Source organism: Pseudomonas sp. GV085, from assembly GCF_003050925.1.
Lineage (GTDB): Bacteria > Pseudomonadota > Gammaproteobacteria > Pseudomonadales > Pseudomonadaceae > Aquipseudomonas.
In genome coordinates this window covers 303,621-316,237 of record NZ_QAOV01000003.1, presented here as the reverse complement: position 1 = coordinate 316,237, position 12,617 = coordinate 303,621, and the positions used below count along the sequence as shown (strand labels likewise).

Annotated in this window: 13 protein-coding genes; 4 read left to right on the top strand and 9 right to left on the bottom strand. The window is 61.0% G+C overall.

Features of this window, described 5'->3' with window-relative positions; all coding sequences use genetic code 11:
* Positions 1–4: 4 nt before the first annotated feature.
* The 6 genes from rodA to C8K63_RS08635 all read right to left on the bottom strand — a co-directional run bounded on the left by rodA (position 5) and on the right by C8K63_RS08635 (position 6,053).
* A complete protein-coding gene (rodA, locus tag C8K63_RS08660) occupies positions 5–1,108 on the bottom strand; it encodes a rod shape-determining protein RodA (RefSeq protein WP_108216488.1) in 1,104 nt (367 codons plus the stop codon).
* Between the two features lie 31 nt (positions 1,109–1,139).
* Positions 1,140–3,035, bottom strand: coding sequence for a penicillin-binding protein 2 (mrdA, locus tag C8K63_RS08655; protein ID WP_108216339.1), 1,896 nt, complete (start codon positions 3,033–3,035; stop codon positions 1,140–1,142).
* A gap of 10 nt (positions 3,036–3,045) precedes the next feature.
* On the bottom strand, positions 3,046–3,513 hold the full coding sequence (gene rlmH, locus C8K63_RS08650) for a 23S rRNA (pseudouridine(1915)-N(3))-methyltransferase RlmH (protein ID WP_003185785.1): 468 nt from the start codon (positions 3,511–3,513) through the stop codon (positions 3,046–3,048).
* 9 nt (positions 3,514–3,522) lie between these two features.
* Complete coding sequence (rsfS, locus tag C8K63_RS08645; protein ID WP_108216338.1) at positions 3,523–4,017, bottom strand: ribosome silencing factor; 495 nt, start codon at positions 4,015–4,017, stop codon at positions 3,523–3,525.
* Between the two features lie 73 nt (positions 4,018–4,090).
* Positions 4,091–4,780 (bottom strand): nicotinate-nucleotide adenylyltransferase, encoded by a 690-nt coding sequence (gene nadD / locus C8K63_RS08640; RefSeq protein ID WP_108216337.1) that lies wholly within the window; start codon positions 4,778–4,780, stop codon positions 4,091–4,093.
* Between the two features lies 1 nt (position 4,781).
* Positions 4,782–6,053 (bottom strand): glutamate-5-semialdehyde dehydrogenase, encoded by a 1,272-nt coding sequence (locus tag C8K63_RS08635; protein WP_108216336.1) that lies wholly within the window; start codon positions 6,051–6,053, stop codon positions 4,782–4,784.
* Positions 6,054–6,242: 189 nt separating this feature from the next.
* Here C8K63_RS08635 and C8K63_RS08630 point away from each other — a divergent pair, with 189 nt between their 5' ends.
* The gene (locus C8K63_RS08630) at positions 6,243–6,941 is read left to right on the top strand and encodes a DNA-3-methyladenine glycosylase (protein WP_108216335.1); all 699 of its coding nucleotides are present in this window, start codon (positions 6,243–6,245) and stop codon (positions 6,939–6,941) included.
* A gap of 184 nt (positions 6,942–7,125) precedes the next feature.
* Positions 7,126–8,442 carry a bifunctional DedA family/phosphatase PAP2 family protein gene (locus tag C8K63_RS08625; RefSeq protein WP_108216334.1) on the top strand — a complete coding sequence of 439 codons (1,317 nt, stop codon included), beginning with the start codon at positions 7,126–7,128 and terminating at the stop codon, positions 8,440–8,442.
* Between the two features lie 12 nt (positions 8,443–8,454).
* On the opposite strand, the gene C8K63_RS08620 is transcribed toward C8K63_RS08625, so the two are convergent.
* Genes C8K63_RS08620 through C8K63_RS08610 form a run of 3 tightly spaced genes read right to left on the bottom strand, consistent with a single transcriptional unit; the run spans position 8,455 to position 10,131 of the window.
* Positions 8,455–9,045 carry an LON peptidase substrate-binding domain-containing protein gene (locus tag C8K63_RS08620; RefSeq protein ID WP_108216333.1) on the bottom strand — a complete coding sequence of 197 codons (591 nt, stop codon included), beginning with the start codon at positions 9,043–9,045 and terminating at the stop codon, positions 8,455–8,457.
* Between the two features lie 10 nt (positions 9,046–9,055).
* Positions 9,056–9,772: an LrgB family protein gene (locus C8K63_RS08615; RefSeq protein ID WP_108216332.1), complete on the bottom strand. Its 717-nt coding sequence runs from the start codon at positions 9,770–9,772 to the stop codon at positions 9,056–9,058.
* Positions 9,769–10,131, bottom strand: coding sequence for a CidA/LrgA family protein (locus C8K63_RS08610; protein ID WP_108216331.1), 363 nt, complete (start codon positions 10,129–10,131; stop codon positions 9,769–9,771). Before C8K63_RS08610 ends, C8K63_RS08615 begins: the two co-directional genes overlap by 4 nt.
* Positions 10,132–10,324: 193 nt before the next feature.
* Between C8K63_RS08610 and C8K63_RS08605 the strand changes: the two genes are divergently transcribed.
* On the top strand, positions 10,325–10,780 hold the full coding sequence (locus C8K63_RS08605; protein WP_108216330.1) for a MaoC family dehydratase: 456 nt from the start codon (positions 10,325–10,327) through the stop codon (positions 10,778–10,780).
* 114 nt (positions 10,781–10,894) lie between these two features.
* Positions 10,895–12,613 carry a C13 family peptidase gene (locus tag C8K63_RS08600; protein ID WP_108216329.1) on the top strand — a complete coding sequence of 573 codons (1,719 nt, stop codon included), beginning with the start codon at positions 10,895–10,897 and terminating at the stop codon, positions 12,611–12,613.
* The last annotated feature ends 4 nt before the right edge of the window (positions 12,614–12,617 follow it).

The following is a 12,617-nucleotide window of genomic DNA, read 5'->3' as shown; positions in this document are numbered from 1 at the left end:
TTATTCAAACCTGTGCGATCCACTTGCGATGGGTATGGATCGACATCAAAACCCCAAACGCTGACAGCAGCGTCACCAGCGAAGTTCCTCCGTAGCTAATGAACGGCAACGGCACCCCCACCACCGGCAACAGGCCACTGACCATACCGATATTGACGAAAACATAAACAAAAAACGTCATGGTCAGGCTGCCCGCGAGCAACTTGCCGAACAATGTCTGCGCCTGGGCGGTAATCACCAGTCCGCGGCCGATCAACAGCAGGTAGATCAGCAACAGCGCGCAGATCCCCACCAGGCCGAATTCTTCACCCATTACTGCAATGATGAAGTCGGTGTGGCTTTCCGGCAGGAAGTCCAGGTGCGACTGGGTGCCCAGCAACCAGCCCTTGCCGAACACACCGCCGGAACCGATGGCGGCCTTGGACTGGATGATGTTCCAGCCCGTACCGAGCGGATCGCTCTCCGGATCGAGGAACGTCAGGATCCGCTGCTTCTGGTAGTCGTGCATGATGAAGAACCACATGGCAACCGCCACGGGCACGGCGGCGGCCAGTACGCCGAGGATCCAGCGCCAGCGCAAGCCCCCCATGAACAATACGAAAGCGCCGCCGGCCAGGATCAGCAGCGAAGTGCCGAGGTCCGGTTGACGCACGATCAGAATGAACGGCACGCCGATCAGCATCAGGCTGACGCCCACATGCTTGAGCTGGGGCGGCAAGGTGCGTTTGGACAAGTACCAGGCGATCGTCGCCGGCATCAGGATTTTCATGAATTCCGAGGGCTGGAAGCGGATCACCCCGGGAATGTTGATCCAGCGGGTGGCGCCCATGGCGTTGTGGCCCATGATGTCCACCACCAGCAACAGCATTACCCCGACCACGTAGCCCAGCGGCACCCAGCGCGCCATGAAGCGCGGCTCGAACTGGGCGATGACGATCATCGACACCAGGCCAATGCCGAACGAAGTAGCTTGCTTGCCCAGCAGATCCCAGCTTTTGCCACTGGCCGAATACAGCACGAACAGGCTGCCGGCGGCGAGAGTCAGCAACAGGATCAATAATGGACCGTCGATGTGCAGGCGTTGCAGCAGCGTCGCACGGCGACGCATCACATCCTCGCTGGAGAGCATGCGATCGAAGTTATTCATCACGGGCGGTAGCCTCTGCACTGATAGGGCTGGCGTATTCGGGCTTCAACCGACCGTCCTGGTCCAGGAGCCAGGCATCCATGACTTGACGCACCACTGGCGCGGCGACGCCGGAGCCGGACTCGCCGTTCTCGACCATCACCGACACCACGATTTTCGGGTCGTCGGCCGGCGCGAAGCCGACGAACAAGGCGTGGTCACGGTGACGCTCCTGGACCTTGGAGCGGTCGTACTTTTCACCCTGCTTGATCGCGACCACCTGGGCCGTACCCGACTTGCCGGCGATTCGGTATTGCGCGCCGATCGAGGCTTTGCGCGCCGTACCCCGGGCACCATGCATAACCTGCTGCATGCCATGGTTGACCTTGGTCCAGTCCGACGGGTCGCGCAGGATGATGTCCGGCATCGGGTTAGGGTCCACCGGCTTCTCGCCTTCGATGGTCCTGGCCAGGTGCGGACGATTCCAGATGCCTTTGTTGGCCACCAGTGCAGTGGCCTGGGCCAGTTGCAACGGGGTCGATTGCATGTAGCCCTGACCGATCCCCAGAATCAGCGTTTCACCCGGGAACCACGCCTGCCGGCGCGTCGCACGCTTCCATTCGCGGGTCGGCATCAACCCCGGCGATTCTTCGAACATGTCCAGAGAGACCTTCTGACCGATACCGAACTTGCTCAAGTACGACGACAGCCTATCGATGCCCAGCTTGTGGGCCAGGTCATAGAAGTAGGTGTCGTTGGAGCGCATGATCGCGGTATCGAGATCGACGAAACCGTCGCCAGTCCGGTTCCAGTTGCGGTACTTGTGATCGTAGTTGGGCAGCATGTAGTAACCGGGGTCGAACACTCGGGTCGAAGCGGTCACCACGCCGGAATCCAGGCCGGCAATCGCCACCGCCGGCTTGATGGTCGAGCCCGGCGGGTACAGGCCACGCAGCACGCGGTTGAACAACGGCCGGTCGATGGAGTCGCGCAGCTCGGAATAGGCCCTGGAGCTGATGCCGGTGACGAACAGGTTCGGGTCGAAACTCGGCTGGCTGACCATCGCCAGCACTTCACCGGTTTTCGGGTCCAGCGCTACCACCGCACCACGACGACCACCGAGCGCAGCTTCGGCGGCTTCCTGCAATTTGATGTCCAGGCTCAGGACGATGTCCTTGCCGGGAATCGGATCGGTACGCTTGAGCACGCGCAGTACGCGGCCCCGGGCGTTGGTCTCGACTTCCTCGTAACCCACCTGGCCGTGTAATTCAGGCTCGTAGAAACGCTCGATGCCGGTTTTGCCAATTTGATGGGTGCCGCTGTAACTCACCGGATCCAGGATCTTCAGCTCTTTCTCGTTGATCCGCCCCATGTAACCCACCGAGTGCGCAAAATGCGCACCCTGCGGATAGTGACGGACCAGTTGCGCGACCACTTCTACGCCTGGCAGGCGGAACTGGTTCACGGCAATTCGCGCGATCTGCTCTTCGGTCAACTCGAACAGGATAGGCACCGGCTCGAACGGCCGACGCCCCTGGCGCATGCGTTTCTCGAAAATCACCCGATCTTCCGGGGTCAGCTCCAGCACCTGGACGATCACATCGAGCACTTGCTGCCAATCGCCAGAGCGCTCGCGGGTCATGCTCAGGCTGAAGCTGGGCCGGTTGTCGGCGATGACGACACCGTTGCGGTCGAAAATCAGTCCACGGGGCGGCGGAATCGGCTGCACATGGACGCGGTTGTTTTCCGACAGGGTCGAGTGGTACTCGTACTGGATCACCTGGAGGAAATACAGGCGCGCGATCAGCACGCCAATCAGCGCCACCACTGCAGTGGCCCCAAACACGACGCGGCCACGCACCAGACGGGCGTCTTTTTCGTGGTCCTTGATGCGGATCGGCTGGGACATGAGGGCAGAGCTACTTGTGGTAAGGGTGACCGGACAGCACGGTCCAGGCACGGTACAACTGTTCGCCGATCAGGATCCGCACCAGCGGGTGCGGCAAGGTCAGCGGTGACAACGACCAGCGCTGGTCAGCCCGCGCACAGACTTCCGGCGCCAGCCCTTCGGGGCCGCCGACCATGAAGTTGACCGTACGCGAGTCCAGCCGCCAGCGATCGAGCTCAACCGCCAGTTGCTCGGTGCTCCAGGGCTTGCCGTGGACTTCGAGAGTGACAATCCGCTCGTTCGGCCCGACCTTGGCCAGCATGGCTTCGCCTTCCTGACGGATGAAACGGGCCACGTCGGCGTTCTTGCCGCGGGTATTGAGCGGTATTTCCACCAGTTCCAGCGCCAGTTCGGACGGAAGACGCTTGGCATATTCATGCCAGCCTTCTTCCACCCATTTGGGCATGCGTGAACCGACGGCGATCAGTCGCAGTCGCACAGCAGTCCCTTATTCCTGGTCTTTGTTGAGCTTGTTGAAGTGCTCGTGACCAACTTCAGGGCTGTGGTGTTTGCCATCGGCTGCACGGCTCTGCTCGGCACCTTTCCACAGGCGCTCCAGGTCGTAGAACTGGCGTGCATTGGAAGTCATCATGTGGACGATCACGTCGTCCATGTCCAGCAGAACCCAGTCGCTGTCGCCCTTGCCTTCTTCACCCAGCGGCTTGATGCCCAAGGCTTTGACGGCCTCGCGGACCTTGTCCAGCATCGCGCCGATCTGGCGGTTGGACGTACCGGTGGCGATGATCATGTAGTCAGTGATGCTCTGCTTGTCGCGAACATCGATGACCAGCACGTCCTGGGCCTTGACGTCTTCCAGGGCGGCTACGGCGATCTTGACCAGTTCGTCGCCTTTAGGCGGCTCGGCAGCGAGTACCTTTTCCGGCAGCGGGGCACTCTTGAACGTGCCTTTGCGCTTAACTTTGCTTACGTCGTTGTTCGTCATATAAAACTCGTTTTGCTCGTATGTTCGGGCGCTTCAATACACGTTGTTGCTACGTGCCTTGAGGCACTCCTATTCAGTTCGACGCACGGTAGAGTCCGTGCGCATCGATGTAGGCCAGGACCGCGTCGGGCACCAGGAAACGTACCGACTTACCGCTGGCCAGCAGTTGACGGATCTGGGTGGCGGATACCGCGAGCGGTGTCTGCCAGACGAATGCAATCTGTCCGCTCGGCCCCTTGAGGGCCAGCGGGTCGCTCACCGAGCGCGCTGCCAGCAGGTTGCGCAAGGCATCCGGCGGTTCGCTGTCGGCATCCGGGCGTTGCAACACCAGGATATGGCAATGCTGGAGCAACTCTTCCCAGCGGTGCCAAGTGGGCAGGCCGCAAAAAGCGTCCCAGCCCAAAAGCAGAAAAACCTGGTCATCTGCGGCCAGTTCGGCGCGCATCAGCTCCAGGGTATCAATGGTGTAGGACGGTTTGTCCCGCTGCAATTCGCGGGCGTCCACCACCAACGGCGCCACACCGGCCACCGCGCACTCGACCATCGCCAGTCGGTCTTTGGCTGACACCTGCGGCGTATCCCGATGGGGCGGCCTGGCACTGGGTGTCAGTCGCAGTTCATCGAGCGCCAGTGTTTCGGCGACTTCCAGCGCACCGCGCAAATGGCCGATGTGCACCGGGTCGAACGTTCCGCCCAGCACGCCAATGCGGCGAGGGGCTGGCTCGCTGGCGGTGACCGGGGCTGACGGGTTTAGGTCGCCCAAGTCAGGCCGGCTCCTGTCCGCGCAACTGCCCGTCGCCAACCACGATGTACTTCTCGCAGGTCAGTCCTTCAAGGCCCACCGGGCCGCGGGCGTGCAGCTTATCAGTAGAAATGCCGATCTCGGCACCCAATCCGTATTCGAAGCCATCGGCGAAGCACGTCGGGGTATTGATCATCACCGACGAGGAGTCGACTTCGGCCACGAAACGCCGGGTGTCGCCCTGGTGTTCGCTGACAATCGAATCGGTGTGATGGGAACCGTAGTGGTTGATGTGCTCGATGGCCTGGTCCATTGCGTCGACTACACGGATCGACAGAATCGGCGCCAGGTACTCGGTGCTCCAGTCTTCTTCAGTAGCGACCACGGCATCGATGATTGCCCGGGTACGTTCACAACCGCGCAGTTCGACGCCTTTTTCGCGGAACTGGGCCGCCATCGCCGGCAGGAAAGCCCTGGCGACGGTTTGATCCACCAGCAGCGTTTCCATGGCACCGCAGATGCCGTAACGGTAAGTCTTGGCGTTGAACGCAATGCGCTGGGCCTTGGCCAGGTCGGCGTGTTCACTCACGTAAACGTGGCAAATGCCATCCAGGTGCTTGATCACCGGTACGCGGGCGTCACGGCTGACACGTTCGATCAGGCCACGGCCGCCGCGCGGCACGATGACATCGACGTATTCAGGCATGGTGATCAGCGCGCCGACGGCCGCGCGATCGGTGGTTTCGACCACTTGCACCACGGCGGCCGGCAGACCGGCCTCGGCCAGGCCACGCTGGATGCAGGCGGCGATGGCACGATTGGAATGAATCGCCTCGGAACCGCCACGCAGGATGGTCGCGTTACCGGACTTCAGGCACAGACTCGCGGCATCGATGGTCACGTTCGGCCGCGATTCGTAGATGATTCCAATCACGCCCAATGGCACGCGCATCTTGCCAACCTGAATACCGGACGGGCGGAAGCTCATGTCACGGATCGCGCCAACCGGGTCCGGCAGGGCTGCCACTTGCCGCAGGCCGACGATCATGCCGTCGATACGCTCCGGGGTCAGAGCCAGGCGCTCAAGCAGGGCCGGCTCAAGACCATTGGCGCGACCGGCGGCCAAATCCAGCTCATTGGCCGCCGTCAGCTCGGCGCGGGCAGCGTCCAGCGCATTGGCGGCGGCCTGCAGGGCGCGGTTTTTCTGCGCGGTGCTGGCGCGGCCGATCACGCGGGAAGCTTCGCGGGCTGCGCAACCCAGGCGGGTCATGTAGTCAAGAACGGACTCAGTCATGGTCTGGCGTGGTCTTTGATAAGGTCTTGGTAAAGAGTAAAGCGGCAGATTATAGCTGTCGCGTCCCGGGACTAACAGCGGTGACGGGCGGATGGTCGAAATGGAGGGCAATTTGCTGATGTTCAGCCGGGATTAAGCTGCAAATTGTTATCATCACGACTCAATCAGCCCTGACAAACGTCGTTCATCATGTCCAACCTGACTGTTCGAGCATCCGCTGCGAGCCTGCCCAAGGGCCTTCCGGACGCGTTTTTCGACCGCGACGCGCAAATTCTGGCTCGGGATTTACTGGGTAAAGTCATACGCCATCGGGTCGGCGACCTGTGGCTCAGCGCCCGGATCATCGAGACCGAAGCCTATTACTGCGCGGAAAAAGGCAGCCACGCATCCCTCGGCTACACAGAAAAGCGTAAGGCTTTGTTTCTGGATGGCGGCCACATCTATATGTATTACGCCCGGGGCGGCGATTCCCTTAATTTCAGCGCCCAAGGGCCCGGTAACGCCGTGCTGATCAAGTCCGCCTACCCGTGGGTCGATGAATTGAGCGGGCCGGCCAGCCTGGCACAGATGCTATTGAACAATCCCGACGCCCAGGGCCACCCTCGCCCGTCACAAAAACTCTGCGCCGGGCAAACCCTGCTCTGCAAGGCACTGGGCCTGAAAGTGCCGGTGTGGGACGCCAAACGCTTTGACCATGAAGTGTTGCTGGTAGAGCACGTCGGCCAGACGCCCGCCCACATCATCCAGACTACACGCCTGGGCATCCCCCACGGGCGCGATGAGCACCTGATGTACCGTTTCGTCGACGCTGCCTACGCGGCTTATTGCACGCGAAACCCGCTAAGACGGGGCCAGGTCGAGGATCGCGATTATTTTGTGCTGACCTGACTGACAACCTGTAGGAGCGGCGATGCGGCGGTCCGACTTGCCCGCGAAGGCGCCGTGTCAGGCGACACTAATATCGACTGGAAGGGCCCCTTGGCGGGCAAGCCCGCTCCTACAGGGGTCGATGGCGTATTCAAAGTTGCACGTACCCCCTGGAAGCAATTGAATATTTGATGGAGTGGTTTATATGGGCCAATGGCTCGATAGCGTGACCGGTTGGTTGACGGTCAACCCGCAATGGCTGGCGGCGGCGATATTTCTGGTGGCTTTTGTGGAATGCCTGGCGATCGCCGGGCTGATCGTGCCCGGAACGGTTTTACTGTTCACCGTTGCGGTGCTGGCCGGCAGCGGTGCATTGCCGCTGAGTGAAACCTTGCTGCTGGGTTTCTTCGCCGGTGTTCTGGGCGACGTGACTTCGTATTTCCTTGGACGACACTTCCATCAAAATATCCGGCGCCTGCCCGGTTTGCGCCATCACCCGGAATGGATTGCCGGAGCCGAGACCTATTTCCAGCGCTATGGCATCGCCAGCCTGCTGGTCGGGCGTTTTATCGGGCCATTGCGGCCGATGCTGCCCATGGTCGCCGGCATGTGCGACATGCCCTTCCCACGCTTCATCGCCGTCAGCCTGCTGGCCGGCGCGGGGTGGTCGGTGGCTTATTTGCTGCCTGGCTGGGCCACCGGTGCGGCGATTCGCTTGCCATTGCCTGAAGGTTTCTGGGCTCAGGCCGGAATCGTTGCCGGCAGCATTGCGGTCTTGGTGGGGTTGAGCGCCACCAGTAGCTTGCGCCAGCATCGCAGGGCTACAGGGTTAATCGCCGGCATGAGTTTTCTCATTCTGGCAGGGCTGTTCATCGGCTATCCGTACCTGAACGCCCTCGATCAAGGGCTGATGACCCTGGTGCAGGAACATCGCAGCCCGATGCTCGATGAGGTTGCAGTGGTCTTCACGCTGATCGGCGAATTCCGCAACATGCTGCTGCTCAGCGCACTGCTGACCGGGTTGCTGCTGCTGATGCGTCAATGGCGCCCGGCGACCTTCGCCGCAACCACCCTGCTCTGCACGGCATTGTCGAACACCGCGACCAAACAGTTCTTTGCCCGCGTGCGCCCCGATGTGCTGAGCGATCCGCTGACCAGTTACAGCATGCCCAGTGGCCATGCGTCGGGATCTTTTGCGCTGTTCCTGACCCTCGCCGTTCTGGCCGGCCGTGGACAACCGCCACGGATGCGCCTGACCTGGCTATTAGTGGGCTGCCTGCCAGCGATGGCAATTGCGCTGTCACGGGTGTACCTCGGCGCACATTGGCCGACGGATGTACTGGCCGGTGCGATGCTGGCAGCGTGTGTTTGTGCAGCGAGCCTGTGGCTGATCCAGCGCAAGGAACCGCTCAACGCCTTGCCACCCAAGGTCTGGTGGCTGGTATTGCCGGCGTTGCTGACATTGTTCGGCTTCTTCGTGTTGCAGCATTTGCCACATACGATGCTGCGGTATGCGTATTAGCAACAGCGCCCGTCAGGCAAACAACTCGCCCTGCAACTCATCCAGCAACGCCTGAATCGCATCCAGTCGTTGCTGCGGATCATCGAGTTGCAGCAGGTCGATCTTGTCCAGTTCAGCGAAGGGCAACAGGTACGCCAACTGATTGGCCAGTGACTGTTGCCCGGTCGCTTCAGTGCCCATGTTCAAGGCTTCAACCATCGGATGTTCCGCCAGGGCCTTGAGCAATGCCACCAGGTCGGCGTCCTCGTCCTGCAGTGGCTGCTCCGGTTCGTCTTCCAGCCACTCGACCTCGGCGACGGTCAACTGATCGCGCTGGATTTCCGATCGTAATACATGGAAACGCCGTCCGCCTCGGACCCGAATCCCCAACAGGCCGTTGTCCTGTTGATTGAAATCGGTGATCAGCGCTTCGCAACCCACCAGCGCGTAGCCGGCCGGGGCGATCCCGACCTCTTCACCCTCGAGGATGCACACCACGCCAAAACCACTGCCCTGTTTCATGCAGCGGCCGATCATGTCCAGGTAGCGCGCTTCGAAAATCTGCAGGTCGAGGATGCAGCCTGGAAACAGCACTGTGTTCAACGGAAAAAGCGGCAGACTCATAGACATTTCCTTACACCACCATCGACACCGCCAGCGGCAGGAAAACCGCCGTGGCCACACCCATCAGACTCATCGCCAGCGCCGCGAAGGCGCCACACTCTTCACTTTCCTGCATCGCCACCGCCGTGCCGACAGCGTGGGCCGTCATGCCCAGCGCCATACCCCTGGCTTCCGGGCTGTGCACGCCGAACCGGGTCAACAGGACCGGGCCGAAAATCGCCCCGATCACACCCGTAATCAAGACGAACACCGCTGCCAGCGCCGCGACACCACCGATCTGCTCAGCCACCAGCATGGCAATCGGCGAGGTTACCGACTTCGGCGCCATGGTCATCAGGATCATGTGTTCGGCACCGAACCACCAGCCCAGCAGCACGCCCATGCCCGTAGCTACGACACCACCTATCACCAGCGTAGTAAATATCGGCCAGAACAACTGCCGAATCCGTCGCAGGTTGAGGTAAAGCGGCACCGCCAGCGCGACAGTGGCCGGGCCGAGCAGGATGCTCAGGATCTCGGTGCTCTTGCGGTACTCGGCGTAGGTCAGACCGCAGCCCACCAGCACGCCGATCACCAGTAACATGGAGACCAGCACCGGCTGCAAAAAGATCCAACGGGTTTTTTCGAATGCCGCCAGGACGAGTTGATAGGCGCCAAGGGTAATGCCTATGCCGAACAATGGATGGTGAATCACCGACGTCCAGGCGCCGTGCCAGTCGAAGATCATTGGCTGTCCTCGGAGTGAGCGTGACGCCTGACCATGCGCTGCATCAGCACCCCGGCGAAGGCCATCGAAAGCAGCAGCGACAACACCAGCGCACCGACAATGGCCCAGAAGTCCGCCGCGATGTCAGCGGCATAGACCATCACGCCCACGGCCGGAGGCACCAGCAACAGCGGCAGGTAGCGCAACAGGCTGCTGGCCGCCAGGTTCAGTGGCTCGCCGACCTGTCCGCGACAGATGAGGTACACCAGTAACAGCAGCAACCCCACAATCGGCCCCGGCAGCACGGGCAAAAACAAATGATTGATCGCCGTGCCGAGCAATTGGAACAGCACCAGCCACGTCAGCCCTCGTAGCAACATTGTTGATCCCCCGCAAAATCCGTCACCCGCATTGGCCGGGCATTATAAGCATGCCCGCGCTATAGATCGGCATTCGCCAAAAGCATGGTCGGTTGACCGGAGCGTTTGGCCATGTTGATCTAAAGTGGTAAGCCGGGAAGTTAAATCCTCGCAAGCCAAATCTATAAAACCGATGAACCCAAGGAGAGTCTCAATGCCCTATGTTCCAGTTGCAGAGCTCAAAGATTATGTCGGCAAGGAACTTGGACGTTCCGAATGGCTCACTATCGATCAGGAGCGCATCAACCTGTTCGCCGAGGCCACAGGGGATTTTCAGTTCATCCACGTCGACCCGGTCAAGGCCGCGCAAACGCCATTTGGCAGCACCATCGCTCACGGCTTTCTGTCGCTGTCGCTAATCCCGAAACTGATGGAAGACATCCTCGTCATGCCCGAAGGCTTGAAGATGGTGGTCAACTACGGTCTCGACAGCGTGCGCTTCATTCAGCCGGTCAAGGTCAATTCGAAAGTGCGACTCAAGGTCGACCTGACCGAAGTCATCGAGAAAAAACCCGGCCAATGGCTGCTCAAGGCCACCACCACCCTGGAAATCGAAGGTTCGGACAAGCCGGCGTACATCGCCGAACCCCTGTCCCTGTGCTTCGTATAAACCTTCCCGGATGCGAAGCAGCTCATGCTGTTTCGCGCCTTCTCGCAATACCTCACCCTATATAAGGACACATAGCTGCGGCATACTCCCTCGCCTAATTGCCCGGAATCCGCTATGCGCCCACTTGCACTCCTTGCCTTGACCCTGATGCTCACCGCTTGCGGCGACGGCGAATCGCTTTTGGCCCCCGACGCCCGCCTGCCGGACGGCGGACGCTATCGCGGTGACCTGGTCAATGGCTTGCTGCAAGGCAAGGGACGCATCGACTACCCGAACGGCAGCTGGTACGCCGGCGAATTCGACAAAGGGCAGTGGCATGGCCAGGGCGAATGGCACGGCAGCAACGGCGAGGTCTATCGCGGGCAGTTCAATCAGGGACTGTTCGATGGCCAGGGGGCGCTGACCACCAACGCCAGCAGTTACAGCGGCGGCTTCAAGGCCGGCCGACGCGACGGCGAAGGCACCCTCAAAGAAAACGGCATGAGCTATCGCGGAGAGTTCAAGGCCGATCAATACGCCGGCCTGGGTCGCCTCGAACTTGAAGACGGCAGCGCCTATCAGGGCCAGTTCGCCCACGGCAAACCCAATGGCGAAGGCCAGCGCAGTGACGGCAACGGCAATCAGTTCACCGGGCACTTCGTCGACGGCCAACTGGAAGGCAACGGCACGTTCAACAGTGCCGATGGCGGCATCTATGTCGGCAGCTTCAAGAACAATCAACTGCACGGCAAAGGCCGCTACGAAAACGCCGACGGCGATGTCTGGCTGGGCCAGTTCAAGGAAGGCTCGCTGAACGGCAAGGGCGAGTTGATCGGCACTGACGGCAGCCACTACATCGGCCAGTTCAATGACTGGCGCTTTTCCGGCCAGGGCCGACTCAACCTGTCTGACGGCAGTTTTTACACCGGTCAGTTCGACAACGACAGTTATCAGGGGCGCGGCACATTGGTGCTGACCGACGGCACCGTGCTCAGCGGCACCTGGATCAACGGCCAGCGCGTGCGCGACGCCGAGGGCAAACTCTTGCCCGACACCCTGGAGCTCGGCCTGCTGGCCCAGGGGCGCTTGCTCGACGCAGCGCTGGCCAACATTGCGCCCTCGACCCCGGCGGTAGAACTGTATTCGTTGACCCTGGGCGGTGATGGCAAGCAAAGCGTGTTTCTGCGCGAATCCGACTACGTCGCCAATATGCTCACCAGCCGTTTCGGCGCTTTCGGCCAGATCCGCCTGGTGAACCATCGCGATCACCTCGCCGACCGCCCGATGGCGACTCGGGAAAACCTGCGCCGTGCCGCCCTGACGCTGGCCGAACGCAGCGGCCCGGAAGACTTGATTTTCATCTACCTGACCAGCCATGGCACCAGCGAACACGAGCTGGTGCTTGACCAGCCACGCATGGAGTTGGCCGACCTGCCAGCCGACGAAATGGCTGCTGTTCTCGCCCCGTTGAAAAACCGCGACAAGATCATCGTGATTTCGGCCTGCTACTCCGGCGGATTCCTCCCCGCCCTCAAGGATGAACGGACCCTGATCATGACAGCCTCGCGGGCCGACCGGGTGTCCTTCGGTTGCTCGGAGGAAGCCAACTTCACTTACTTCGGCGATGCACTGTTCGCCCAGGCCCTGAACCAGACCGATGATCTGGAGCAAGCCTTCAAACTGGCCAAGGCCACTGTCGCCGAACGTGAACTGGCGGACGGTTTCGAAGCCTCCGAACCACAGATCTGGGCACCGAAAACCGTCCTCTCGCATTGGCAACTACTGCGCAAACAGCAGGCTCGAAAAGCCCTGCAAAGTGCGTCTATCGAAAGCAAGGATGCAAACAGCAACTAAGCTG